The organism is Jeotgalibacillus campisalis (assembly GCF_000829515.1).
GTDB classification, from domain to species: Bacteria; Bacillota; Bacilli; order Bacillales; family Jeotgalibacillaceae; genus Jeotgalibacillus; species Jeotgalibacillus campisalis.
Genome location: NZ_JXRR01000015.1, coordinates 138,778 through 163,314, shown reverse-complemented (window position 1 = coordinate 163,314; position 24,537 = coordinate 138,778). Strand labels below are relative to the sequence as shown.

General features: G+C 40.5%; 26 protein-coding genes. 8 read left to right on the top strand and 18 right to left on the bottom strand.

The window, feature by feature from the left end; translation table 11 throughout:
- Window positions 1-85 precede the first annotated feature (85 nt).
- The 5 genes from KR50_RS11685 (at window position 86) to KR50_RS11665 (ending at window position 6,007) form a co-directional block, all read left to right on the top strand.
- Window positions 86-1,081 (top strand): BMP family lipoprotein, encoded by a 996-nt coding sequence (locus KR50_RS11685; RefSeq protein WP_041058623.1) that lies wholly within the window; start codon window positions 86-88, stop codon window positions 1,079-1,081.
- A gap of 1 nt (window position 1,082) precedes the next feature.
- On the top strand, window positions 1,083-2,759 hold the full coding sequence (locus KR50_RS11680) for a methyl-accepting chemotaxis protein (protein WP_041058620.1): 1,677 nt from the start codon (window positions 1,083-1,085) through the stop codon (window positions 2,757-2,759).
- A gap of 666 nt (window positions 2,760-3,425) precedes the next feature.
- Entirely contained in the window at window positions 3,426-4,433 is a 1,008-nt protein-coding gene (gene mreBH / locus KR50_RS11675) for a rod-share determining protein MreBH (protein ID WP_041058617.1), read from the top strand.
- 241 nt (window positions 4,434-4,674) lie between these two features.
- On the top strand, window positions 4,675-5,238 hold the full coding sequence (locus tag KR50_RS11670; RefSeq protein ID WP_041058614.1) for an RNA polymerase sigma factor: 564 nt from the start codon (window positions 4,675-4,677) through the stop codon (window positions 5,236-5,238).
- Window positions 5,231-6,007 (top strand): anti-sigma factor, encoded by a 777-nt coding sequence (locus KR50_RS11665; RefSeq protein WP_041058612.1) that lies wholly within the window; start codon window positions 5,231-5,233, stop codon window positions 6,005-6,007. The genes KR50_RS11670 and KR50_RS11665 overlap by 8 nt, the downstream gene beginning before the upstream one ends.
- A gap of 140 nt (window positions 6,008-6,147) precedes the next feature.
- Here the strand turns inward: KR50_RS11665 and KR50_RS11660 are convergent, their stop codons facing one another.
- From KR50_RS11660 to KR50_RS11640, 6 genes are all read right to left on the bottom strand, one after another.
- Entirely contained in the window at window positions 6,148-7,281 is a 1,134-nt protein-coding gene (locus KR50_RS11660; protein ID WP_041058609.1) for a nitric oxide synthase oxygenase, read from the bottom strand.
- Window positions 7,282-7,379: 98 nt separating this feature from the next.
- Window positions 7,380-9,263, bottom strand: a complete 1,884-nt coding sequence (abc-f, locus tag KR50_RS11655) for a ribosomal protection-like ABC-F family protein (protein ID WP_041058607.1) — start codon at window positions 9,261-9,263, stop codon at window positions 7,380-7,382.
- Window positions 9,264-9,388: 125 nt separating this feature from the next.
- On the bottom strand, window positions 9,389-9,556 hold the full coding sequence (locus KR50_RS18910; RefSeq protein WP_408606153.1) for an RAxF-45 family protein: 168 nt from the start codon (window positions 9,554-9,556) through the stop codon (window positions 9,389-9,391).
- Between the two features lie 236 nt (window positions 9,557-9,792).
- Window positions 9,793-10,638 carry a YitT family protein gene (locus KR50_RS11650; protein ID WP_041058605.1) on the bottom strand — a complete coding sequence of 282 codons (846 nt, stop codon included), beginning with the start codon at window positions 10,636-10,638 and terminating at the stop codon, window positions 9,793-9,795.
- Between the two features lie 143 nt (window positions 10,639-10,781).
- A complete protein-coding gene (locus KR50_RS11645; RefSeq protein ID WP_041058602.1) occupies window positions 10,782-11,645 on the bottom strand; it encodes a DUF421 domain-containing protein in 864 nt (287 codons plus the stop codon).
- A gap of 4 nt (window positions 11,646-11,649) precedes the next feature.
- Entirely contained in the window at window positions 11,650-11,853 is a 204-nt protein-coding gene (locus tag KR50_RS11640; protein ID WP_041058599.1) for a hypothetical protein, read from the bottom strand.
- A 253-nt stretch (window positions 11,854-12,106) separates the two neighbouring features.
- On the opposite strand from KR50_RS11640, the gene KR50_RS11630 reads away from it, so the two are divergent.
- Window positions 12,107-13,009, top strand: a complete 903-nt coding sequence (locus KR50_RS11630; RefSeq protein ID WP_052477043.1) for a ferritin family protein — start codon at window positions 12,107-12,109, stop codon at window positions 13,007-13,009.
- Window positions 13,010-13,323: 314 nt separating this feature from the next.
- Here KR50_RS11630 and KR50_RS11625 read toward each other — a convergent pair whose 3' ends face one another.
- The 3 genes from KR50_RS11625 to KR50_RS11615 form a co-directional block, all read right to left on the bottom strand.
- Window positions 13,324-14,472 carry a restriction endonuclease gene (locus KR50_RS11625; RefSeq protein ID WP_041058593.1) on the bottom strand — a complete coding sequence of 383 codons (1,149 nt, stop codon included), beginning with the start codon at window positions 14,470-14,472 and terminating at the stop codon, window positions 13,324-13,326.
- A 175-nt stretch (window positions 14,473-14,647) separates the two neighbouring features.
- On the bottom strand, window positions 14,648-15,145 hold the full coding sequence (gene queF / locus KR50_RS11620; RefSeq protein WP_041058591.1) for a preQ(1) synthase: 498 nt from the start codon (window positions 15,143-15,145) through the stop codon (window positions 14,648-14,650).
- Between the two features lie 116 nt (window positions 15,146-15,261).
- Entirely contained in the window at window positions 15,262-15,741 is a 480-nt protein-coding gene (locus tag KR50_RS11615) for a GyrI-like domain-containing protein (protein ID WP_041058589.1), read from the bottom strand.
- A gap of 210 nt (window positions 15,742-15,951) precedes the next feature.
- Between KR50_RS11615 and msrB the strand changes: the two genes are divergently transcribed.
- Entirely contained in the window at window positions 15,952-17,100 is a 1,149-nt protein-coding gene (gene msrB / locus KR50_RS11610) for a peptide-methionine (R)-S-oxide reductase MsrB (RefSeq protein ID WP_041058586.1), read from the top strand.
- Between the two features lie 157 nt (window positions 17,101-17,257).
- Here msrB and KR50_RS17985 read toward each other — a convergent pair whose 3' ends face one another.
- Entirely contained in the window at window positions 17,258-18,172 is a 915-nt protein-coding gene (locus tag KR50_RS17985) for a hypothetical protein (protein WP_052477041.1), read from the bottom strand.
- A gap of 161 nt (window positions 18,173-18,333) precedes the next feature.
- Between KR50_RS17985 and KR50_RS11600 the strand changes: the two genes are divergently transcribed.
- Complete coding sequence (locus KR50_RS11600; RefSeq protein WP_041058584.1) at window positions 18,334-18,915, top strand: beta-class carbonic anhydrase; 582 nt, start codon at window positions 18,334-18,336, stop codon at window positions 18,913-18,915.
- Window positions 18,916-18,979: 64 nt separating this feature from the next.
- Here the strand turns inward: KR50_RS11600 and KR50_RS11595 are convergent, their stop codons facing one another.
- The 8 genes from KR50_RS11595 to KR50_RS11560 all read right to left on the bottom strand — a co-directional run bounded on the left by KR50_RS11595 (window position 18,980) and on the right by KR50_RS11560 (window position 24,344).
- Window positions 18,980-19,465, bottom strand: a complete 486-nt coding sequence (locus KR50_RS11595; RefSeq protein WP_041058582.1) for a DinB family protein — start codon at window positions 19,463-19,465, stop codon at window positions 18,980-18,982.
- A gap of 24 nt (window positions 19,466-19,489) precedes the next feature.
- The gene (locus KR50_RS11590) at window positions 19,490-20,047 is read right to left on the bottom strand and encodes a flavin reductase family protein (RefSeq protein ID WP_052477040.1); all 558 of its coding nucleotides are present in this window, start codon (window positions 20,045-20,047) and stop codon (window positions 19,490-19,492) included.
- A gap of 20 nt (window positions 20,048-20,067) precedes the next feature.
- The gene (locus KR50_RS11585) at window positions 20,068-20,676 is read right to left on the bottom strand and encodes a DUF1349 domain-containing protein (RefSeq protein WP_052477037.1); all 609 of its coding nucleotides are present in this window, start codon (window positions 20,674-20,676) and stop codon (window positions 20,068-20,070) included.
- Window positions 20,677-20,753: 77 nt separating this feature from the next.
- Window positions 20,754-21,386, bottom strand: coding sequence for a response regulator (locus tag KR50_RS11580; RefSeq protein WP_041058580.1), 633 nt, complete (start codon window positions 21,384-21,386; stop codon window positions 20,754-20,756).
- Window positions 21,383-22,426 carry a sensor histidine kinase gene (locus KR50_RS11575; protein ID WP_041058578.1) on the bottom strand — a complete coding sequence of 348 codons (1,044 nt, stop codon included), beginning with the start codon at window positions 22,424-22,426 and terminating at the stop codon, window positions 21,383-21,385. Before KR50_RS11575 ends, KR50_RS11580 begins: the two co-directional genes overlap by 4 nt.
- Window positions 22,423-23,160: a cell wall-active antibiotics response protein LiaF gene (gene liaF / locus KR50_RS11570; RefSeq protein ID WP_041058577.1), complete on the bottom strand. Its 738-nt coding sequence runs from the start codon at window positions 23,158-23,160 to the stop codon at window positions 22,423-22,425. Before liaF ends, KR50_RS11575 begins: the two co-directional genes overlap by 4 nt.
- Before the next feature lie 173 nt (window positions 23,161-23,333).
- Complete coding sequence (locus tag KR50_RS11565) at window positions 23,334-23,984, bottom strand: PspA/IM30 family protein (protein ID WP_041058575.1); 651 nt, start codon at window positions 23,982-23,984, stop codon at window positions 23,334-23,336.
- Between the two features lie 15 nt (window positions 23,985-23,999).
- The gene (locus KR50_RS11560) at window positions 24,000-24,344 is read right to left on the bottom strand and encodes a lmo0954 family membrane protein (RefSeq protein ID WP_041058573.1); all 345 of its coding nucleotides are present in this window, start codon (window positions 24,342-24,344) and stop codon (window positions 24,000-24,002) included.
- Window positions 24,345-24,537 lie beyond the last annotated feature (193 nt).

Genomic DNA, 24,537 nt, shown 5'->3' with positions numbered 1-24,537 from the left:
CTTTTTTTCTAGTAAAATAGATTTAGTTTAAAAATCATTTTCAGGTACTTTCGTTGGCAATTACATAGTATGATGGGGGATTTAAATGAAAATTTTATCATGGGCGCTTTCAATGAGCCTATTCGTTACATTGCTTTCCGGCTGTCAATTAGACCAGCCAAAAGCGCAGAGCACCTCTTTTGAAGCCACAATCGGCATTTTGCTGTCGGATACAGGGCTTGGAGATGGATCCTTCAACGATGCAGCTTTCAAAGGACTTGAAAGGGCACGAAATGAATTAGGAATCCGCTTTGACTATCGTGAAGCACCGGATGGTAATTATGAAGAAAAGCTTAATGAATTAGCAGCGCAAGACATGGACTTGATAATTGGTCTTGGCTACTCCGTTCAAGAAGCACTTGAAAAAGTCGCAGAGGAAAATCCTGAGCAGTCCTTTCTTTTAATTGACGGATCCTCAGATGTTGCCAATGTGATGTCCATGACGTTTAAGGAGCATGAAGCAAGCTTTCTTGTTGGTGTAGTCGCTGCCATGACGAGTAAGACGGGTGTGATTGGCTTTATCGGCGGAATGGATGCTGAAGTGATTCATCGTTTTGAAGCAGGATACACAGCCGGGGCACTTTACGCTGATCCGGATATAAAAATCATCGCAGATTACGCAGGTGATTTTGGAGACGCAAAACTTGGTGAAACATTAGCCTCAGAGCAAATTAACAAAAACGCTGATTTTCTTTATCCTGCTGCAGGATATACAGGAATCGGGGCAATATTAAAAGCTCAAGAAGAGGGTATTTTTGCCGCTGGTGTTGACGGCGACCAATTTTACGTTGCTGAAAAGGCGGTTGTGACCTCTATGATGAAGAATGTAGACATCGCTGTATATGATTTAGTGGAAGCGCTGGTGGAAGGTTCAGATGAAAAGACTGACTACAAATTAGGGCTGGCAGAAAATGGGGTGACCCTTGCTGAAGTCAGACTGACAGAATTAACCGTCACACAGCAGGCGAAGCTGATTGATGCACGAAAAAAAATTATTTCCGGTGACATAATAGTTCCGGATCAGTTGAAAAGAGGGAATTAAATTGGCATTACGTAATCGTTTATTTTTATTAGCTTTCATCCCTCTTGTTCTCTCAACGATTATTGTTGCGACCATTGTCTATCAAATGATTTCAGTAAACTCAGCCTCTGAAGAAGATGTGACCGTTCTTTTAGAGATCGAATCATTAAATAGTGAGCTTTTAATCTCCCAGCAGTCTCTTGCGAATTTCTCACTCAGTCCAAATGAAAGCAACAGGCTGAATACCCAAAATCAGCTGATGGAAACGGAAAAAAACATAGACAGTCTTGGCGGCATTTTGCCTACAGAGGATCTAAAACGTCAGCTTGAAACGATAAAAAGTAAATATGATGAATTACTATTTGATGCAGGAGAAGCGCTCGACCAGGGCTCAGTATCTGAAACAAGCAGACAAGCCTCTAGAATGGCGGGCATTACAAACGATGTTTATTTGCTCGACAGTATGGCAGACAATTGGCACAGCAATAAAGTACAAATGACCGAACAAAAAATCAATTTTATCGTTATATTCTCCCTTGTCGCAATGGCATTGATCATTCTGTTGTCCATAATTGTGACGGTAATCATTTCAAAAAGAATTACAAGTCCCTTAAATAAAATGGTTGAGCATGCAAAACGGGTTGCCGACGGAGACTTAACTATTACGTTACCTCCAAACCGGTCTTCAAAATTTGAAATTGATCATTTAAACCGTTCTTTTAGTCATATGATTACAAATTTACGTGATACTGTGACATCGATCGAAAAAGTTGGCGACCGTGTAAACGACTTTACCGGGGATCTTTCCGAACGGATGACATTATTAGCTGTAAGCAGTTCTCAAGTAGCAGCTTCTACTGAAGAACTTGCAAAAGGCAGCTACTCTATTTCTGAAGATGTTCAGTCAACTGCACATTTGATGACAAATATGAATCATACGTTTCAGGAAAGCGTTACGATTAGCAGAGAATCCTCTGATAAAGGAAAAGAAGCACTGCAATCTGTTCAATCCGGACGTGAATCCCTTATTCTCCAGGAACAATATGCACAAAAAGTCGCACATTCCTCCCTCTCTATTAAAAATGCGATCGATCAGTTCACTGGTTACGCCGGAGAAATTCAGCAAGCAGCTGTTTTTGTACGAAGTATTGCCGATCAAACGAATCTGCTCTCTTTAAATGCAGCGATAGAAGCAGCAAGAGCAGGTGAAGCAGGAAAAGGTTTTGCAGTAGTAGCCAATGAGGTGAAAAAACTTGCGGAAGACTCCTCTCAGGCAACTGACAAAATTTCAGTGATGGTGAAAAACATACAAAATGGCATCACAGCCATTGTCGATGCAGCTGACGAAGGACAAACATTATCCTCAAAACAGCTTGAATCGATGACTGAAACAGAAGCTGCTTTTCAGATGATCGCAACAAAGGTCAAGGCAATTGACGACCAGCTTGGATCATTAGTAGAAAGCATGCAAGAATCCAGTGCACAATCAAATCAGGTTGCCGTTTCCATCGAAAACATTTCAGCTGTGTCTGAGCAAACCGCTGCAGGAACAGAAGAAATCTATGCGTCAACTGATGAACAGCTTCGCGCCTTTGAAGAAATGAATGGGCAAATCAGTACTCTATCCCATATGAGTAAGGAAATGAAGCAGCAAATTGATCAATTTACCTTGCCAGAAAAAGATGAAAAGAATAGTTGATCCGCAGGAAGATTTTTTACAAGCACCAATTAATAGAATAGTTCCTACCATACGCCTATTTACTCTTAAAGAACCACTCAATTTAGAGGGAAGACACCTGCTTCTATTTCCCCCCTTTCTTTAAAACACTTATTTGGGGTAAATAAAGAACACGAAATGGATTTAATTTAAATTATTTTAGTAGGAATCCAGTTTTTGCAGGGGTTCAGGAGTTATTGCAACACATTTAAACGCTATAGTTGAGCCGTACAAAAACCTGCCATCAATTTTGATGACAGGTTTTTTTCATTACAGATGGATTATTCTTTTATTACAGAACTGCATTTTATCTATCTTAAAATGACTTCATAACCCTTATATACAAGTACTTTAGAATAGAATCGTTCTTTGTAAAAATTACGTTTATTTTGTAATATTCTATTTCTCCAACATTCGACTCTCCAACTCTCTCCCAAAATAGTCTATACTACACGGAAGAGTATTCAGGGCAACGTTTTTCCCATAAACAAAAAAGTCTTCTCGGCTGAGGGTTGAATAAGGGAAACTGAAGCATTTTGCTTCCCCTGTCTTCAATCGACAGAAAAACAGCTTATCATGAATAAAACGTGCCTTTTTGACAAAATACGATTCATAAAAACTATAACAATTACATCGGAGGAATTATACATGCTATCTAACGCTGAAATCGGCATTGACTTAGGAACGGCTAATATTCTGGTATACAGTAAAAATAAAGGCATCATTATGAATGAACCTTCTGTAGTAGCGATCGATATCAATACTAAAAAAGTTCTGGCAGTCGGCATCGATGCAAAAAACATGATCGGTAAAACGCCTGGTAATATCGTGGCTGTCAGACCGCTAAAAGATGGCGTCATTGCAGACTTTGATGTGACGACTGATATGTTAAAGCATATTATGGGAACGATCGGAAAAAAACTTGGTTTTTCTATGCGCAAACCAAGTGTTGTGGTGTGCACACCTTCAGGAGCCACATCAGTAGAACGCCGTGCTATTCATGATGCAGTGAAAAACAGCGGAGCTAAAACCGTCCATTTGATTGAAGAGCCTGTAGCTGCAGCGATCGGAGCAGATCTTCCGGTAGGAGAGCCTGTAGCAAATGTGATTGTAGACATAGGCGGAGGCACAACAGAGGTAGCCATTATCTCATACGGCGGCGTGGTATCTTGCAATACCATTCGGGTTGCAGGTGACAAAATGGATGAAGATATTGTTCAGTACGTTCGTAAATCTTATAATCTGCTTATCGGAGAACGTACTGCGGAACAAATAAAAATGGAAGTCGGCTATGCGCCTATCGAACATGAAACGCTGGAAATGGAAATCCGGGGCCGTGACCTTGTAACAGGGCTTCCAAAAACCATTTCATTAACTTCTAAAGAGGTCCAGCAAGCGATTCAGGAGTCATTATCAAGCATCCTAGAAGCCATTCGGGCTACGCTTGAAAACTGTCCACCTGAATTAAGCGGTGATATTGTAGACCGCGGTGTGATATTATCCGGAGGCGGTGCTCTATTAAACGGAGTACAGCAATGGCTCAGTGAAGAAATTGTAGTTCCAGTGCATATCGCACCAAATCCCCTTGAATCTGTAGCAATTGGAACCGGAAAATCCCTATCGGTTATCCATAAGCTTCAAAAAATAGCACGTTAATCACTTGAAGTGTGAAAGTTGAACGTTTAATATTCTTTAACCAGAAAAAAACAGCGATTTTCTATCAGGGAATCGCTGTTTTTTGTGTTTACTCTTTTATAAACAGGGTAAACCTATTTCCTTTTGCTCAAAGTGATCTAAAATACAATGGTCTGCGTTTACTTATTAACATGGAAAATTGTTAAACAGCTCTTGATCCCGTATGATAAGGATATCAAATCGCCCAGTAAAGGAGTTTGTTATGTCGGGACCTCAAGATATTGAATTATACCAGCAAGTATTGCAGCGAGACAAAAACGCATTGGAATCCTTATATGATCGTTACCAGAAACTGATTTATTCATTCTCTTATCGTATGACTAAAGACACGACTCTTGCAGAAGAAGTCGTACAGGAAGTCTTTATAAAGCTGTGGAATTCTCATTCGTCTTACAGTGAAGAAAAAGGAAAATTTTCTTCCTGGCTCCTTACTATGACCCGTAATACTGCTTTAGATCACCTGCGGAAGCAGTCTTCAAAGCCTGCAGTCGAATTTGAAGAACGTGATTCTTTAAGAGAAACAGCCGAAACACCAAGTGACTTGCTTGAAGAAAAAGAAAAAAAACTGCTTATTCGCAGATCCGTTCAAAAATTAAAAAAAGAACAGCGCCATATTATTGAATTATTTTATTTCCAAGGATTAACCCATGAAAAAATTTCTCATAGGACAGGGCTTCCGCTCGGCACCGTAAAAGGGAGAATCCGCCTTGCACTGAAGCATTTAAAAACCTATATACATGAGGAAGGAGGAAAAGCGAATGGCTAATCACGGAGCTGATTGTGATCTAATTATTGACTATTTTAATGGCCACTTATCACGAGAGGAAAAAGCTGTATTTGAAGATCATCTCGAGAATTGTGCAGAGTGCCGGGCAGAGTTGGCAGAATGGAACGGCCTGATTGAAGACCTTCCTTATGATTCAGAACCTGTAACACCGCCTGAAGGAATGAAGGAAAGAGTGTTATCAGCGGTTTTTGCTGAAGAAGAACCAAAACAGCATTCCGCTTCTGCTGAACCAACTTTAATTGGAAATGCCAAAACAAATTCATCATCCCCATCTAAACGTTCATCAGCAAAGTGGGTCTTGCCTGCCGCAGCTGCCTTACTTCTTTCTCTGGGTGGCAATGCATTTTTGTATAATGAACTGCAGCAGCAATCAACCGAGTTAACACAATCACAGGAAACCGTTGATGAGCTGCTTCAATATGTAACGTTATCGCCGACTGGTGAATCTGATGAAAACCCAACAGCCTCTGCTTCCATCGTCAGAACAGGATCTCAAGTGAATGTGGTGATCAACGCCTCATCATTGGGACCGCTTGCTAATGATGAAGTTTATCAGGTCTGGTTAATTGAAGGCGAAAGTCCAAAAAGAGCCGGTACTTTTATAGCTAGTGAATCCGGGGCCGGAGCTGTGGTATTTACACTAGATGAATTTAATTCAGAACAATGGAATCAAATCGCGATTTCACATGAACCGGATGCCCAAAGCGAAACACCTGAAGGAGAAGTTATTTTAGCTTCTGAACTATGATTTGACTATTTTTTAAAGGCGACCTGATCATTTTCGTTTCAGGCAGATGCTTTACCAAAATCATACAGCCCAAATTAAAGAGTGTCCCCATGATTTTATTTATGGGGACACTCTTTATTCGTTATATACTTTATACCTTTTTAAAGAAATGGACAGCTCTTTTTAATTAAATTCTGTTCAGTGTTCTTTTTTATAAAGGACGGCTGATATAGAAAGTTCGGAGAATTCCATGTGTTCTTGTATCGTTTATGAAAAATATGTGAGGACGCTGGTGAGACAGGCGGAACCAGCCAGCTCCAGTCTCCTGTTACTTCTCTTCCTTCAAGCGCTTCTTTTTCTTCAAATAAGGCAAACTGATTGCCAGCTGTATGATGATCGACCATACTTACACCGGCCTGCTTGAAAGAATCCAAGACAGCCTGGTTAAGCTCAATGATTGCTCTGTCTTTCCAAAGATTTGAAGCCAGCTTAGTGGACAACCCCATTTTTTCCGCTACTGAGGGAAGTTCATGGTATCTTTTTTCATCTGCAAAGTTACGGGCGGCAATTTCAGTTTCCATATACCAGCCATTAAACGGTGCGGCAATATAGTCAATTCCCCCTATCTCCAATTTCATATCGGAAATAATCGGAACAGCATACCACTTTAATTGCAGTTCATCTATCTCAGGAATGGATCTATGCTTGATTACCACTTCTTTTATCATGTCAGGCGGTAGATTGAAATAAAAGGGCTCACCTTCATGTAATTGAACAACAAGCGGCAAAACATCATATTTTGTCCCCTTCCCTCTCCAGCCCAGCGATTCACAAAACTGCGTGAAAGAGATTGAATGAGGATCTCCAATTACTTCTCCATTTTCTTTTACATAGCCCGCATAACGGATAAGCTGATGGTTAAAGATTCTAATAGGACCCTTATTTTTTTCACGTGGAGCAAAAATGGTCACCGTCGATCTGATTTTTCCGTCATTCGTCGCATAATCTATATGATTAAATAGAGCTTCCTTCACTTCTTCCTTTGACAGGGCATCCCTTGCATCAAACAGCTGAAGACTGTTCCAAAATAAACGTCCAATACACCGGTTGCTATTGCGCCACGCTGCTCTTGCACCAAATTGAAGTTCGCTTGTAGTATGCGAATAGGTACCCGTTGTTAGGATACTGTTTTGAACCTCTTCAATCCTTTTTTCTTTTTCTGCCGGCCCTATGTTCATCTCCTGGCAATATTGATGAATAAAGGATTCTGCTTTTTCCAATAATGGATTAGTCATCTTAAAACGCCCTTTGTCACTCGCTATTTTGATCTTTTTCTATCATAGCACGATCAAATAAGCAAGGTCACAAAGAAGTGTTCAAAATCTTGAACGTCTTATGAAAGAAGTTTATACCAGTCAAGATAAGCTCGCTCCGTTGATTGTCTTTCCTTATACAAACGCTGCATCTCTTCCATGTTTTTTTCATGAATTAACTGCTCGTCCAGCTTTTCAAGCTTCTTTTCAAGCAGATCGAGCTTTTGCAGCCATTCCTCCTCGTTTATTTCCTCGGAAATAGAAGGAACTTTCTCCTTTTGCCTGACAGAGGTGTTTTTTGGCGCGTCACTCTTCTGTTTTGAATCTTCTTCATGAACAACTCTTTCTTTCCTTTTTTCTTTAGCCCATTCGTAAGACCCATCAAAAACCGTTATTTCCTGATTTTCCAGCCAGGCAATTTTTGTGAACAATTGATTTAAGAAATATCTGTCATGTGATATAGCCAATATCGTTCCGTTAAATTCTCTCAGCGCATCCTCGAGTACTTCCTGTGATTCAATGTCGAGATGATTGGTCGGTTCATCCAGTAAGAGCATGTTACAGGACTGATGCATAAGAATCGCAAGCCGCAGCCTCATCCTTTCTCCCCCGCTTAAGCCGGATACCTTGTTAAAGACATCCGCTCCGTAGAACAAGAAAGTGGCCAGCACATGCCTGGCTTCGGCTTCTGGCATCTCAAGATCTTTACGGAATAAATCGATTACACGATCGTTTTCTTCATATTGCAGCGCATCCTGTGCCAAATAACCAATTCGGCAGCTGCTTCCTACATTCACATAACCCGAATCCGGCTTCTCCATGCCGAGAATCAGCTTGAATATAGTCGATTTACCGGTACCATTGTCCCCAACGATCGCCATGCGGTTACGATGAAACAACGAAAAAGATAGGTTGTTAAATAGCAGCTCATCAAAACGCTTGGATACTTGATCAAATTCAATCACATCTTTGCCGCTTCTTTCACCAGATGAAAAAGTCAGATTCATCTTTTTTGCTTCGAGGACCGGCTTTTTCAATCGCTCAATTTTTGCTAAAGCACGCTCCATGCTTTTTGCTTTTCGAAACAGCTTTTCATTAGGAGGGTTTGCTTCATTCGCCCATTGTCTTAAGCGTTTAATCGCTTCTTTCATTTTTTTGATTTTTTTCTGCTGTTCCTGATATGCATGAAATTCCTGCATCAGTTTCTCTTCTTTCCGCTTAGCAAATTCAGTATAGCTGCACGGATAGAAAGTTAGTTCCCCATCTTCCAGGTCGACAATAGACGTGATGGTTTTATCTAAAAAGTAACGGTCATGTGAAATGATTACGACCGCACCGGAATACTGTTGAATAAACTGCTCCAGCCACTCAATTGAGTGCAAGTCAAGATGATTTGTCGGTTCATCCAGCAGGAGCAAGTCCGGCTTCTGCAATAATAAAAGCGCCAGCCCGAGCTTGGTTTGTTCACCCCCGCTCATTTCCTCAAAGGTCCTGTTTTTCAGATGACTAATTTTAAGGCCATTTACCACTGCATCCATTTTGGATTGAATTTCATACCCATTTCTTTGTTCGAATTCATCCTGCAGCAAACCATACTGCTCGACTAACCGCGTGATTGAAGTTTCACTTTTTTCTTTTGATAACGCGATCTCTGCCTGTGCCATTTTCTCCTGGATCGCAAGTTCATGGATGTAGGCCTGCTGTAAAAACTCGATCCCTGTCACTTCTTTTGAGACAGAAGGAATTTGAGCCAGCGAGCCGATTGAGCAGTCTTTTTGTTTTGTAATAAATCCCTCATCAGGCTCTTCTTCCCCACTGATGAGCTTGAAAAGAGTAGATTTTCCGCAGCCATTTCTGCCCACAAGCCCAAGGCGTTCCTGATCTTTTATTGTAAACGACAGATTTTCAACGATTGTTGTCCCGCTATATTCTTTTTTCACTGATTGTATTTGACATAGTATCATCATGAGTTCCTCCCGAACGATTGTTGAGAGACCTCTTTTCCATAAAAAATAGCCATAGGGCTACTTATCCCCACAGCTACGTAAACAGAGCGAGTCATTCAGCATGCTTCGGACATACTCCTGCTCTATTTTGCGGTATTTGAGGCGATAAGAGATCTCTGAATGAAATTAGTTTCGTGCATTTGCTTAAAAAAGGACAGACTGCTCCCTTTGTGCGTATATGCATGAAAAATTCCACAGCAGATCGTAAGAAAACTTAAAATCGCTGAGAAAATCGCCAATTCATTACCCATCTCTTTCACCTCCCGATCCGTACCATCTAAAATATGACTTAATTATAGAGAATATTCTTTTAAATTACAATGGCTGCTTCAATTTTTTTTGAACAGCTCTTTGTCATGCCAGCACCAGGAATCAGCGTCATTAAAATAGAAAAAACCGGCGGCCCATTCCTTTAGTCGGAAGTTCCACCGGAGAAAAATTCTTCTATAAAATTTCGTTGCTGCATTCATTGGTGAAATGTTCAGCATCAAGCAAGCCGTTTAAAGTTTTGACCGAGTATTTCATTCATACTATGAACGGTAATAAACGCCTTTTCATCCTGTGAACCAACAAAATTCTTTAATCTGGACAAATCTTTTCGTCCGAGAATGGTCGTAATGACTTCTTTTTGTTCATAGTTGAACGCGCCTTTTGCTGAGTGAATCGTTGCTCCACAGCCAAGTTCCCCAACAATAAATGCACGGATTAAATCGCTTTTCTGACTGATAATCACGACTTCTTTATTTGCATTGAACTGCTGCAGCGTATAATCAATCATTAAGCCATTTAAAATAACGCCAAAGAATGCATACATTCCGATCTGCGGTCCAAATAACAAAACAGAAGATAGGGCAACAGCTAAATCGGAAAACAACACTGCGCGTCCTATTTCAATACGGAAATATTTATTAATGATCATCGCAATAATATCCGTTCCGCCAGTTGAAGCGCGCTGATTAAATACAATGGCCATCCCAATTGCGGCGATACATTGTCCAATAATTAATTGTATGAGTATATCATCACTTAAAGGTGCTGAGACTGGCACAAGCCAATCAAGCAGCCATACATAGCCCGATAAAGCAAAGCTGGTGTAGACGGTCTTCGTTCCAAACTGAAAGCCTAAAAAGGCAACACCAAGTGCAAACAGCACGATATTAACAATCACCATGAAGAAACCAATTGACATTGAAGGAAAAAGGGAGTTTAGCACGATAGACATCCCGCTTACTCCACCCGTTGCCAAGCTGTTTGGCGAAAGAAAGAAATGAACATTTAAGGCAACAAAAAGTGCACCTAGATTCATTAATAAAAAGCTTGTCACTTTTTTCATACGAAATGCCCCCTAACGCTCTTTTTTATAATCACAAGACCGCATTATACGCATGTCCCATGGTCATGTAAAGGCAGGAAGCGGGATACAGAATCGAATGTGAATTCAGTTATTTTTTTAAATTCACGCAGATGATTTTTTATTCATATCGGCTTACTCAATGTTTTCAGATCATGAAGCACGGTCTGGAGTTTATCACTATTTTTTTGATACATCAGCTTGCTTTCTTCGTCTGTTGATTCAAGAGACAGAAGGTCCAGGTCAGCCTTGCATCTTTCCATTATGGCTTTTATTACTTTCCCCTGATCTGTCTGTGCTTTAGATGCATTGTCATCATAAAGATCCAGATACAGCTGTCCAACTGAATTAACTTGAGCTAAAAATACATCCTCTACCCTCTTATTTTTCTTTGCCAGCTGCTCTTCCAGCCATTGCTCATCTTTGCCGATTGAAGCTAGTGTTTTAATCATGACGGCGCCATCCATGATAATCGTGCACGGCTCTTTTTCCTCATCAGTAACAAGCCCTATATCTTCTGAAGTCAAAGGTCTTTTTTCCTTTTTCAACAGGACATTTAAATCGCCCGTTGGCTCTAGGATTGCAAATTCTACATTTGAAACGTCAAATACATCTTTTTTCCGAAGAAGTTCCATCAATTCGTCGATTGTATACTTCTCTTTATTTAAGCTTTTCTCGATAATGTTCCCATTTTGAATCACCACGGTTCCTTTCCCTTCAAAGAAATCACGCAGCTTCTTATTTTTCATTGATAATTTATCAACCAGGAAGGGGATGGCAATAAAAGAAGAGATACCGATGATCCCATGAAAAAAATTTCTGTCCAACCCCGTGATAACCTCTGCTCCAATACTTCCGGCAGTGATCCCGATAACATACTCAAAAAAAGACAACTGTGATATTTGCTTTTTTCCGAGCACTTTTGTCATAAAAAATAAAACCATCAACATGGCAAGCCCTCTGCCTAAAACAATCAGCCAATCCGGCATCTACTCACTCCTTTCCTGCAAACTCTTCTATTTTCTCCATTTTAATGATACGTCTTTTCATATCCTGTATCACTTCACTAACCTGAATCATCGCATCACTATAGATTCTTTTTTCTTCTATACTTGCAGCTTTTACCACCTGTTCAGCCAATTTACGTTCAACCTGCTTCAAATGTACAAGACAGTTTCTTACACTAACTGCGCTCATAGCCTCACTCCTCATTCCTGCTGCCTTTCTTCATTATGGGAAACTTATTATCTTGTTATGCAAGGAGGAGGAATTTACTTTAAATAGGTTGGTGATGGCTGCGCCGAGTTTCTGTTACCCTTTATTCCCCTCTTTTTTGGGATGCCTGCCTGAGCTAATTGACTTTCAGGCTGACCACTTATGCCTTTGCACACCAACAAAACTAAAAAACATATGATAAAAAGAAAATCCAACATTAGGAGGACAATCTGCAATGTATTCAAATCAATCCTCTTCTCAGCATAATCAATATCTTTACTCAGACCATGATAGACAAATGATGAATGATATTCAAAAAGCGATTAACGCTGAATATAGCGCCATTGCCTGTTATGAGAAGTTAGCGCAAGTTGCTCCCGCGCAGGATGTGAGAGATAAAATACTTGAGATTCAACAAGATGAAAAGCGTCATTTGAATGAGTTCAGCTCGATCTATATGAGCATAACAGGGACACAACCAATGTATAAGTTTATTGAGAAATGTCCTGATCAATATAGAGCAGGACTTGAATTTGCCTTCGAAGACGAACAGAAAGCTGTTGATTCCTATTTAGAAATAGCAGATAAAGCACAGAACACTTATATTAAAAACAGATTTCGTCGTGCCGCTGCAGACGAACAAAATCACGCTGTATGGTTTTTATATTTACTGCAAAAATCACCCCTGACCCATACTGCGCGGCAAATTGAAAATTACGGTGCTAAGGGTGCTTTAAGTTCTTCTTCATTGTCCATACCACAAATGCTCACATATGCCCTGCAGGACGAATATTTAGCACAAGCAAGATATAATGATATCCTTGGGAATTTGGGATATATTCGTACATTTGCCCAAATTAAAGAAGCAGAATTGAGACATATCAATGCATTAGTACCTCTTTTCCAACGCTATCAAGTGCCTATACCTGAAGATGAATCACTATCATTCGTTTCAACTCCAGAAAACATTAAAGCCGCCTATAATGCTGGCGTACAGGGGGAAATTGAAAATATCTCTATGTATGAACGATTTTTATCACTTGAAATACCTTCTGACATGAGAATAGTGTTTACACAGCTTCGAAACGCCTCTTTAAATCATCTTGCTGCATTTGAGAGAGGACTTGCCAGATTTTAGGTTTTCCTTGTTGGATGTAAAATTTATAATTCAACTAGTAGAAGCTAAGCTACTCCTAGATTACCTTCGTAAAATGGCAGGGCAAATTAATTGCAAAAGAGGTCAGGACAAAAGTGTCTCAACCTCTTCTAACCGGTTCACTTCGCTTCAGGCGGACGCTTTCCGCAGGGACGGCGCTGAGCCTTTCCAGGGCCTTGCCCTGCAAAGTCTCAGCTTGCCGTCATATCCTGCAGGAGTCGCCACCTTCCGCTCCGTTCACCTCTGTTTTCTATTAGAACAAACTTAAAGTATCTGCTTGGTAATTTTTAATTTGATTATTCATCTTTAAAGTAATCAAAATCAATTGCTTTAACAATAAAGGTTTGATTCACATCGACACCTACATTATGAGAAATCATTAATTTTGAAAGTTCGATCCCGTCAATCAAAATAATTTTCTTCGATTCAAGACGTTCCGCATATTTTTTTGCACCTTCGGTAAAGTATGAAGTTGTTATAAATACTCCTTTTCTCGCTTCTTTTCCATCCAAGGCACCAGAAAAGCTCTGAACAATTTCTCTGCCAACAGAATTATTAGCTGCAAACCTTTTTGCTTGAACATAAATATTGTCCAGACCCAATTTATCTTCTTTAATTACGCCGTCCAAGCCTTCATCATTGGTCCGTTGAGTTACCTGGCCATCTCCATATCCCATTACAGTTAGTAACTCAACAACGATATCTTCAAATTTCATCCAATGAACGGTTCTTAGTTTCTTAAGAAGATTATCCGCCAATTCATTATTCAGCTCATCTAACTTTTCCTTTACTACTGTTAATGGATCTACATTTCTTTCAAGCTCCTCGATTTCTTCAGAAATTTCAGAATAACTTTCATTAAGTAATTCGCGCCCCTCATCTGTTATTCTATACGTCAATCTGCTTACTTCTTCTATGTAATTTTCTTTCTTTAAACTATATCTGACCCCTCTTATTCTTGAGAGGAGAACAATATCAGATGTATTTTCATATCGCATATGTCGTTGTTTTTCAGATAAACTAAAGTATTTTACAATTTTTTCTGTAATATCACTTGCAGTATAAATATTTCCATCTTTGATAAGTTCAAGATAAGGAATCATTAACTGACCTGATGATGGAATAGATTCTTTTATATTTTCATCAAATAAATTATGAACTGGTTTAAACTTCTTTTGATTTAGTATAAGGTTTTCTTCTTCTTCGGTATTAGGAACACCTTGTGTTAAAAATATTTTTTTAAGATCTGCAGCTGAATATCCCGCATCATTCATTTTTTTTAGAAACTTCATGACCCTTAAAGATTCATTTGTGTACATTATTCGATTATTAGTAAGTTCGTAAGGAATAAAATCTGAAAAGTTTTTCACCCAACGTCTTCCGTTCGCTTCAGACCATCCGGTCATTTTTGACATTTTAGTTTTAGTCAATAAGTTTTTTACCATGTGAGCGCACCTCCTTATATTCCTCTTACTGTTTAATTTTAACATATAAATCCCATTAATTCTCCATAATCAAAACGAAAAACACCCATCCATATAATTTCATCCTAAAACATTTGCAATCTGCAAAATTTCAGGTGAAAGTAAATGAATGAGTGCTGTTCATAACTAGACTAGTTTACCGATTATCAACCGTCTCCGGATACATATCATGATTCATCAAACGATGAAACGCCATTTCTTCATATTTTGTCCCCGGCTTGCCGTAGTTTGTATATGGGTCAATTGAGATACCGCCGCGTGGCGTAAATTTTCCCCATACCTCAATGTAGCGCGGGTCCATGAGTTCGATGAGGTCGTTCATGATGATGTTCATGCAGTCCTCGTGGAAGTCTCCGTGATTGCGGAATGAAAATAGGTAGAGCTTTAATGATTTGCTTTCGACCATTTTTTGATCGGGTATATAGCTGATGTAGATGGTAGCAAAATCAGGCTGATTGGTTTTGGGGCAGAGAGAAGTAAATTCAGGGCAGTTGAATTTTACAAAGTAGTCTCTTCCCGCATGTTTGTTATCAAATGATTCAAGGACTTCTGGAGCATAGTTAAATGCATATTCTGTTCCTTGGTTTCCTAATAAATTTACGCCTTCTAATTCTTTATCTGATCTTCCTGACATATTGATTTCCCCCTAATTTTAAAATATAACGTACGATCTGCAACCAGGAAAAGGACACATCCTGATGGATGTCTCCGAATAAAATAATCCTTGCTACTATACGCCTGATGAAAAAATTAGTCAAGACTCCTCGAGCTTTTTATTGGTACGCCAATCGTTAAAGAAGGGTTCATTTTAAACGGGTCGTAGTCCATGGGATAGACATCAAGGTGGTCAAGTCCGTAGCCATTGATCTGGTACCCTTGATCGTCCAACCACCTGTAGAGCTGTTCGTAGCTTTTCCAGGCGTGCTGACCTTTATGCTCGGTTATGGCGTAGTCATGGGAGGGGATAATGATTCCATGCATATCCGGCGGAATGGGCTGTGATTTTATTGCTTCTGTGCCTATGTAGTACGTAAAACCATCTATTCTGTCATGATAGGACAGGCCAATCAAATTGGAATGTTCATTAGTAAGCTTTAGCTCATGTAACCGGTCTTTCGATGCCTGAATAACAGGTTGAATGCCACCGTGAGCTGCCGCTTCATAGGTTCCTGTCCATTTCAGTCCGATAAAGTAAAAGCTAGATTTTCTGATCATCCTGCATTCCTTCATCTAAGAGGCTCCTTTCCCAGCTGAAATCAGGTTGAACAAAAACGTTTCACTGTACTAATTCTCCTTTTGTCTCCGTAATCCTTTTAATTCTTTTGATTTACGAGCATTATTTTTATTCAATTCTCATCGTATGTGCTATCGTTAAAGATAGATTGGACGTATCTTATTCCCTAACCATTCATGTGATTAAATTTTATGAGGGGTGAGCAAATGCCAAGAAGTAATAAGAAGAAGTGGTTTGGATTCAGTATTGCGTTTATTGTAGCAGGAATTGCTTTATATATTATGTTTTCAGATCAATTTGCCAGCAATTCTTACGGAAGTGCACCGCTAGATGAGATGGATCTTCAGGAAACGGAAGAAACAGCTGTTTTTGCTGGAGGCTGCTTCTGGTGTATGGAACCTCCATTTGAAAAGCTTGCCGGTGTCAGAGATGCCGTCTCAGGATACACAGGGGGCAGTGAAGAAAATCCGGAGTATAAGGAAGTTGCTGGCGGAGAAACCGGCCACACGGAAGCAGTGACGGTTATTTTTGATCCATCTGTGATCTCCTATGAGGATTTGCTGGAGGTTTACTGGAGACAAATTGACCCGACGGATGCGGACGGGCAGTTTATTGACCAGGGAAAACAGTACCGCCCGGAGATTTTTGTTCAGAACGATGAACAGCGTGATGCTGCAGAGGCCTCCAAACAACGATTGGAAGAGTCAGGCCGATTTGATGAAGAAGTCATTGTTCCAATTACAGATGCAAACACGTTTTACGTAGCTGAAGAATACCATCAAGATTACTATATTAAAAGCTCAGACCGCTACGGATTTTATCGCAAAAATTCCGGTCGTGATCAGTTTTTAAATAAGTACTGGGGTGAAGATCTTACTACCTCCTTTAAAACTAAGGAAGAAACTAAAAAAGATACCCCTTATTATGTGAATTATACAGACGAAGAATTACGTGAGATGCTGACGGATATTCAATATGAAGTGACACAGGAAGACGGGACTGAGCCGCCTTTTGATAATGAGTATGATGGTTTCTATGAAGATGGCATCTATGTTGACATTGTTTCAGGTGAACCTCTATTCAGTTCAGAAGACAAGTATGATTCAACCACAGGCTGGCCATCTTTCACTCAGCCGCTTGTTGATGAAAATATCGTAGAAAAAGACGATCCTGGCTTATTTGGCACTCGGACGGAAATCAGAAGCAAGCACGGTGACTCCCATTTGGGCCACGTATTTGACGACGGACCGGAGCCAACCGGACTTCGCTATTGCATGAACTCAGCTGCTTTAAGATTTATCCCTGCTGAAGATCTTGAAGAAGAAGGTTACGGGGAATTCAGCGATCTGTTCTAAATGTCCACAGGCTAAACCTGAATAAATTAATCCCATACTCACTAAATGAAAAAGAAGAAGGTTCTCATGGGAATTCTCATGAAGACCTTCTTTTTTTAAGCAGAAATAATCTTGACTGCAGTAAAACTGAACCTATCTCCCCCTATATAGGATGACTTTAAAGATCCGAATATCCTTCCGCAATCGTACTGATCACAGCACCCATTGTCTGTCCTTTAAAAGCATCCGATACAGATACACCTTTATCGTTTGCATAGTAAAAGGCATCAAGCTGCTCGTTATAGGTAAAACCAAGGGCCTTCAGTTTTTCCTGAAGCACTGGCGGCAATTCTTGTAAACCAGTTTTCTCTTTAAAGTAAGCAGTTGGATAAATCCACACATCAACGTCACCTCTGCCGGTATGGACAACGACTAAGTCTCGATCTGTCTGCGTGATCCATTGATTTTTAGAGTATAGAGAAACCCGCGCTTTTTCCAGCCCGGAAATACCATCCAAATTGATTCCAAAAACCTGATTTATGATAAGCCGCAGTTCTTCACCGCTGATTTTTTTACCAAAGGCAGCTATGTACAAATCCATGGCCTGTACTTTCGATAATGACATGATGTAAGAATCTTTTGAGGTGGATTCAGGATCGATTCCCAATTCCTTTCGAATGCCTTTCATCGTTTCATCGGGGTAGGAATCTGCCTGTCTTCCCTCTCCTAAAGCGGATACAGCGTCTAGGTCAATCTTGAATATATCTAGAATGATTTTTCTGCTTTCATTGGGTTTTAGCTTTTTGCCAGATTGATCAAAATAGATGTCCATCACTTCTGTTTTGCTCAAAGTCTGCAGCAAAATGAGTGCCTCTGGTACAGAAAATTTCCCTTTCGTTTCTTTTTTCAAGGCTTTTAATACAGTTTCTGTAACGTCTGCTGAGTAGATTTTTTCTTTTTCGTTGAGCTCTTCAATTGAATGCTTCAATGATTTCGCCTCTCCTGTGTCTGGCATAAAAACAAGTGACCCGGCTAGAGTTAACGCAGCAGCTCCAAGAACCGGCTTTTTCCATTTACGACTTTTAACATGCATCCCCAATCTCTCCATTCATGAAATAACATGATTTTAGTATACCTTATTTTACTAGTTTGAAAGACTTTGTTTATGGCTCTTCTATCTTTTTTATTGTAAAAAGTCTGTGATCACCATAAAATATAGAAGTAAAAATCATTTGGCTGGGAGGATTACTATCAATGTCACTTCTTTCTGAAATTCTAACGTATAATGAACAATTTGTGAGAGAGAAAGAATACGAATCATTTGTCACGACTAAATTCCCTGACAAGCGATTGGTTATTTTAACGTGTATGGATACTCGACTGCTCGAGCTGCTTCCAAAATCCATGAATATGAAAAACGGCGATGTAAAAGTAGTCAGAAATGCAGGCGCTATGATTGCGCATCCTTTTGGGAGTATTATGAGAAGCTTGCTGGTAGCCGTGTATGAGCTGCAGGCGGATGAAGTGCTGATCATTGGCCACTATGACTGCGGAATGGGTGCTGTCAACAGTCATGATATGATCGACAAAATGAAGGACCGGGGAATTGATGAGGATATCTTAACTACCCTGCAATATTCAGGTATCGACGTGCACGATTGGCTCAAAGGCTTTGACGATGTAAAAGATAGCGTCAGCTACAGTGTGGAAATGGTGCGTCAGCATCCTCTGATGGATAAAAAAATTCCTGTACACGGTCTTGTTATTGATCCGGGAACAGGACAGCTGGATTTAATTAAAGATGGCTATAAAGAGATTGAACTTCTAAAAAAGTAAATAAAGTAAACACTAAAAGAGCAATCAGCAAGTCAGTTTTCACTGATTTACTGATTGCTCTTTTTTATGATTGTTTCAATTCTTCTAAATAATAAATATAATCATAGGGTTTTCCTGAATACCCCATTTGCCGATGCATGGCAGTCACATTTCCACGATGGTAGGATCCGTGATTAACAACTGTGTAAAGCATTTCTTCAATCGAATTTTCCATATGAATCCCCTTCATCGTTTGAAAAGAACGGATTAAAGAGGGATCCTCTACGTTGGTTATGTATGTCATCATTTGCTGATGCAGGACCATAAATTCCTTGTGAGCGGTTTCGACAGTTAGAAGGGTTTTGAGCTCTACTTCCGGTTTTTCTTCTCCCTGCATCCGTTTGAGCCATAGTGAATCCACCAGCCACACATGCTCGAACACAGCTTGAATGGTTGGAAAAACGCTTTGTATTTCCTTTGTATAAACATTCTCAGGCAGTTCGCTCAAATGAGTCAGCTGTCGAGTTGTTCCCCAGATGTGGTAGGAAAACCAGTCTTGAAGTGAAATCATATGTATCTTCCTTTCTCTTCAAAATTATGATCGGTCAACAGGAAATGAGCGGATAATTGAACCGCTGTCGAGCTTTGCATAGGAGGACCGACCGAGATAGAGAGGAATAGAGAGTGCCTGAAAATCAGGCAAACCGTTGTCTGAAAATTTTTCTTCATCCTTATAAAAAGTGTTAATTTCCCCAACAAACCAATCATGATCCCCGTACGTTTGCCGGTCAATCGTGGTTAGTTCATAGGCTACGTAGGCTTCATTTAAAATAGGCGCACTCGTCGTTTCTCCACGTTCAAAACCGATATGCGCAAGCTTATTTTTTTCACTTCCAGAATACACGCCGGACTCCTGGATCAGCTGAGCCAGTTCAAAAGGGACAAATTGAACGGCAAAGGCCCCTGCTTCTTTCAGCATATGATACGTATGGCGATCCCGGCCAATCGCTACACCATACAGGGGAGGATCCATTGAAATATAGGAATGCCATCCCGCTGCCATCATGTTATCCTCTCCATTTAAATGCACTGTAACGAGAGCGACCATGCCGGGATAGCTGTGCATGACGGTTTTGTTTACTTTTTTTCTCAATCAGTTCAACCCCTGCGCGTTTATTTTACTTCCAATTGAACCGTCCATGTATGAAAGGTTGTGGTAAAAGATGCTTCAGGAGATGGACTGCACGCATAAAGCCCGACTTTAATCGGCTGGCTGTGATTATCTTCATGCAGCCTTGCTATACGCATTTGCTCATATCCGTTTTCATGAAGAACCGTTTTCACCCATATTTGATAAGTGCCGCTGGTCCGTTTAATTTTAAAAGACAAGGGCTTACATGATTCTTTACGAGGGAAATTTTTCGAAGACCAGTCTGAAAAGCCGTTATTCGTAACGACCGAGCCTAAATAGCACGTGCCATCCGGCATATATTCCAACGACACTTTCAGCCAGCAGTCCTCTGAGAGCATAATGAATAGTCCTGCCTGGTCATATCGGTTTGATGGGTCTTCCATTGTTAACTTTACTTCCGTTTCAAAATCCCCTTCAATATCCTTATAGTATACGTGCCCGTTCATTCGTTCAAACCCATAATACGTTTTTCTCCAGAAATCTGTATTTTCTTCTGTTTTTATTTTCAGCACTTGATCTTCAAGTGACCAATTTGAGGGTTCGTTGATCCAGCAGCAATCGAGTGTTTGATCTTGAAGCAGTGAACGCATGATGATTACTCCTTCCAACCTGTAATACTCTAGTATTTCCCTCAAATGTTACATTGATAACGCGTTTGAACACATTTCTATTTTACTAGTTCATGTTTAAAGGCGTAAATGACCGCCTGGGTTCGATCCTGCACTTCTAATTTACCTAAAATATTGCTGACATGCGTCTTCACGGTTTTCAATGCAATGAATAATTGATCGGCAATTTCCTGATTCGTTTTCCCTTCAGTCATCAATAATAAAATTTCCTTTTCCCGCGTAGTTAAGTCTTCATGGAGCGGACGCTTATCTCCCTGCCGCATTTTCTTCATCATTTTACCGGTTACTTCAGGCTCAAGAACCATCTCACCGTAAAACGTCTTTCTTACTGCATCTGCGATTTCACTTGCTTTAGATGTTTTTAGCATATAGCTTGTAGCCCCTGCTTCAAGTGCAGGATACACTTTATCATCATCAAGAAAACTTGTGACGATAATGATTTTTGCTTCGGGCCATGCTTCTGTTATTTTTTTTGTGGCTTCGATGCCATCCATTTTTTTCATCACAAGATCCATTAAGATGATATCTGGCCTAAGTTCAAGAGCCATTTCCACTGCGGGTCCTCCGTCATCAGCTTCCCCGATGACCTCTAAGTCTTTTTGAGCAGACAGATAAGATCCCACTCCAATACGTACCATTTCATGATCGTCCACAAAAAGAACCCGAATCACGACTGTTCCTCCTTCCTTTCTTCAAACCGTACTCTGACTTCCAAACGTGTTCCTTTTCCAGGCAGCGACACGATCTTAAGCGTTCCGCCAATTTCTCCTGCACGCTCTTTCATATTCATTAAGCCATATGAACCTGCGCGTTCAGTCGTCACATCAAAGCCTATACCGTCATCAGTCACACGCAAAATCACATATCCATCCCTTTTGATGCAAAGGACCTGAAGCGAATGTGCCTTAGCATGGCGAAGCGTATTGGAAACCGATTCCTGCAGAATCCGAAAAAGATGGTCTTCAATCCCCTTTTCTATTTTCATTTCTTCTGATTTCCATTCAATAGAAAGAGGCACCTTCTGCTTAAGTTCAAGCAGTAATTCATCTAATCCTTCTTTAAGTGTTTTTCCTTTTAGCGCAGCCGGCCTTAAATGCAAAAGTAGCGCTCTCATTTCAAGCTGAGATTGATGAATCATTTCTTCAACCATTTTAAGCTGTCTCGTTTCTCCTTCAGAAGAATCAGCCCTTGTTTCATTGATGGCTGACATCAGCATGGAAGCGGCAAAAAGCTGCTGGCTCACAGAATCATGCAGCTCTCTTGCCAGCCGGTTCCGTTCTTGGGAGACCATTTCCTGAATGATTTTCTCCTGGCTTTCTACCCGTTCACTTGCAAGTTTTTGTGCTGTACGTGCCTGGTCATGAATTAATTCCTGAACGCTGCTTGCTTCTTTTGACAGCGAGGCAAATTCAATGGTTTGAGGTGATTTTCCGGCCAATGTTGACCTCCCAAGTTTCGTATCTTCAAGCTGCTGGGCAATGTATCGTATTTGCTGCCTTAGCCCCATGCTCTGACCAAGCGCCCAGAGTCCCGCTAAAATACATGTTGCCATAAACAAAAAGAATACGAGTGGAATATCAAGCAGCCGTGTTGACCAGAAAATCGTCCAGTTTTGCGGGGGAAAAAGCAGCAAATAAACACCCAATGATGCGATGACCGCTGAAAATGCCAGACCAAGTGCCTGAAGTACAAGTTTCATAAAAATCGTCATACACGCTTCACCTCAAGATCTCCCATCCATGTTGAGGTGAGGATTTTGATCTTCTGAGGCGATGACTGATACGATTCAGATGTAAACGATACACTCTCGTTCCATAGTCGGGTTGTCTGAAATTGAAAGACGGATGCTGTCCCGATTAGTGTGGAATGGCGAATGGCTGCATCCAGTTCATAAGGAATGAGAATGGTCAGCTTCCCAACGCAGCTTCGAATGGAGATAACCGACTCTCCTGCCGGAAGAACCGTATTGCTTAAATCGATCACGACATCTCCAATTCCATTTTGAAGCTGGATGTCCTCCCACTCATAGGTATGCTCAGGAGTATGTTGATGTCCCACCCATTTATTGTTTAACAACTGAGCGCGTTTAAACTTCAGCGCTTCAGAGATGGCAGTATCCTGCGGAAAATCCACCTCTGGTTTGATGACCTCTGGATCTTTTTGCGTTTTAAAATAATGGCTCACCCAGTAAACAATTCCCGCAAGCACGAGAAGTTTCAATGTGAACATCGAAAGAACCGTCAAAACCAGCGTAAGCATACCGAGTCCAAAAATAATTTTCCCTAAAAACCGGGTGAATTTTTTTCTACCCAGATACAGAAGAACAGCTGCAAAAAAGAGAGAAAACAGCGTGCCGCTGCTGAAGAATAAGATTTCAATTAGGACCAGTCCAAGCACAAGCAGCACCCAATTGGCAATCAGGTCTGTTTTAAATTTTGATAACATTCTGCTCTCCCCCTTTCATCCATGCCTATGTCACGAATAAAAACATGAACAGCCATCAGATCCACTCTGACGTGCTGTTGATGTTTTCACCTTTTCTATTGTACCGTTCTATGCGGACTAGCACTACATCAAATGAAAGAAATTCGGGAGAGCACACTCCCGAATCCTGCCATCTAGGTTAGTTCCTGTGAGCGGCCTGTTTCTTCTTTCATCCTTTGTTGCAGCTGTGCTATTTGCTGATCAATGGACTGTTCTTCTTTAGCCTTTTCACCTGTTTCAAGCTGACGAAGATAGTTCTCAATTTTTTTAAATCTTAACTCCTCTTCTGTCTGGTCTGAATCGTTCGTGAATAGATGCTCTGCTTTTTGGCTTGCCTGCGCTATATTTTCACGACCCATAACCTCAAGCCGCTTGATATACATGTCTTTCAGCTTATGTTTCATGTTTGTATGCATTTCTTCTAAGCGGTGCAGCTGATTGGTCGTTTCGTGAACAGAAACCTGCAGTCGTTCTTTTCTCCCCTGATAATACGTAAGTTCACGAAGCGCTGCTTTTGCCAGTTCTCCTTCTCCCGCCTCTTCTGCAATTTTGATTTGTTCTTCTCGTTTAGCTGCCATCGAAGCAGCTTCTTCAAGTTCCTTTGTAAATTCCTTTTTTAGTATTTTCTGCCGATCTAAAATCTTCTCTACTTTATCCACTTCCATTTCGCATTCTCGCAAGTAGCGGTTGAGCGTTTGAACCGGATCGTTTTTTGATCTTCCACTGTTTACTTCCATAAAATCTGCTTTAATGGCTTCTGCCACTCTTGTTAAAACGTTTGTCATATTAACCTCTCCTTTTTACGATTTGTTTTTCAGCTCTTGCCATTGCTTTTCAAAGCTTGCAAAAGGATCTTTTGAATGTTTTTCACTTGGTGCCTCATTCCATTTTTTATAAATCACATACACAACATACAATGCAACAAGACCCAATATTGCCGGTACATTCGCAACGGCTGTTATACCTGCGACTGCAGCAATTGATCCCCAGATCATCTTTTTAAAAAGTGAATCGGTTTTCATAAACCACTTAACAGTGTAATACAGGATCGCTGCACTGATCGCAAGACCAATTAGCGAGCCCAGGTTAGACAGAGCGACAAGGACTGCTGCAGCTCCAATCACAAATAACCAAAATTTATTCATGTGTTGTTCCTCCTTTTCTTATCATGCTCTAATCTTACCGTGCCTCCTCTTTTCACAACACGCTCTCACGCTCGATTTTCATCTAGGACCTGAGGCGTACCTGCATGCGGGCAGGTCAACAAATTAAACAACACAAAAAAGATGAATCAAGAGCAATTAAAATCGCTCCTGATTCATCTTTTACTTACACTCA

What these genes read in the sequence shown, in the direction of transcription:
- KR50_RS11685 (WP_041058623.1), top strand. Translation starts at nt 86, where the DNA reads ATGAAAATTTTATCATGGGCGCTTTCAATGAGCCTATTCGTTACATTG.
- mreBH (WP_041058617.1), top strand. Translation starts at nt 3,426, where the DNA reads ATGCTATCTAACGCTGAAATCGGCATTGACTTAGGAACGGCTAATATT.
- KR50_RS11670 (WP_041058614.1), top strand. Translation starts at nt 4,675, where the DNA reads ATGTCGGGACCTCAAGATATTGAATTATACCAGCAAGTATTGCAGCGA.
- KR50_RS11665 (WP_041058612.1), top strand. Translation starts at nt 5,231, where the DNA reads ATGGCTAATCACGGAGCTGATTGTGATCTAATTATTGACTATTTTAAT.
- KR50_RS11660 (WP_041058609.1), bottom strand. Translation starts at nt 7,281, where the DNA reads ATGACTAATCCATTATTGGAAAAAGCAGAATCCTTTATTCATCAATAT.
- abc-f (WP_041058607.1), bottom strand. Translation starts at nt 9,263, where the DNA reads ATGATACTATGTCAAATACAATCAGTGAAAAAAGAATATAGCGGGACA.
- KR50_RS18910 (WP_408606153.1), bottom strand. Translation starts at nt 9,556, where the DNA reads ATGGGTAATGAATTGGCGATTTTCTCAGCGATTTTAAGTTTTCTTACG.
- KR50_RS11650 (WP_041058605.1), bottom strand. Translation starts at nt 10,638, where the DNA reads ATGAAAAAAGTGACAAGCTTTTTATTAATGAATCTAGGTGCACTTTTT.
- KR50_RS11645 (WP_041058602.1), bottom strand. Translation starts at nt 11,645, where the DNA reads ATGCCGGATTGGCTGATTGTTTTAGGCAGAGGGCTTGCCATGTTGATG.
- KR50_RS11640 (WP_041058599.1), bottom strand. Translation starts at nt 11,853, where the DNA reads ATGAGCGCAGTTAGTGTAAGAAACTGTCTTGTACATTTGAAGCAGGTT.
- KR50_RS11630 (WP_052477043.1), top strand. Translation starts at nt 12,107, where the DNA reads ATGTATTCAAATCAATCCTCTTCTCAGCATAATCAATATCTTTACTCA.
- KR50_RS11625 (WP_041058593.1), bottom strand. Translation starts at nt 14,472, where the DNA reads ATGGTAAAAAACTTATTGACTAAAACTAAAATGTCAAAAATGACCGGA.
- queF (WP_041058591.1), bottom strand. Translation starts at nt 15,145, where the DNA reads ATGTCAGGAAGATCAGATAAAGAATTAGAAGGCGTAAATTTATTAGGA.
- KR50_RS11615 (WP_041058589.1), bottom strand. Translation starts at nt 15,741, where the DNA reads ATGAAGGAATGCAGGATGATCAGAAAATCTAGCTTTTACTTTATCGGA.
- msrB (WP_041058586.1), top strand. Translation starts at nt 15,952, where the DNA reads ATGCCAAGAAGTAATAAGAAGAAGTGGTTTGGATTCAGTATTGCGTTT.
- KR50_RS17985 (WP_052477041.1), bottom strand. Translation starts at nt 18,172, where the DNA reads ATGCATGTTAAAAGTCGTAAATGGAAAAAGCCGGTTCTTGGAGCTGCT.
- KR50_RS11600 (WP_041058584.1), top strand. Translation starts at nt 18,334, where the DNA reads ATGTCACTTCTTTCTGAAATTCTAACGTATAATGAACAATTTGTGAGA.
- KR50_RS11595 (WP_041058582.1), bottom strand. Translation starts at nt 19,465, where the DNA reads ATGATTTCACTTCAAGACTGGTTTTCCTACCACATCTGGGGAACAACT.
- KR50_RS11585 (WP_052477037.1), bottom strand. Translation starts at nt 20,676, where the DNA reads ATGCGTTCACTGCTTCAAGATCAAACACTCGATTGCTGCTGGATCAAC.
- KR50_RS11575 (WP_041058578.1), bottom strand. Translation starts at nt 22,426, where the DNA reads ATGACGATTTTTATGAAACTTGTACTTCAGGCACTTGGTCTGGCATTT.
- liaF (WP_041058577.1), bottom strand. Translation starts at nt 23,160, where the DNA reads ATGTTATCAAAATTTAAAACAGACCTGATTGCCAATTGGGTGCTGCTT.
- KR50_RS11565 (WP_041058575.1), bottom strand. Translation starts at nt 23,984, where the DNA reads ATGACAAACGTTTTAACAAGAGTGGCAGAAGCCATTAAAGCAGATTTT.
- KR50_RS11560 (WP_041058573.1), bottom strand. Translation starts at nt 24,344, where the DNA reads ATGAATAAATTTTGGTTATTTGTGATTGGAGCTGCAGCAGTCCTTGTC.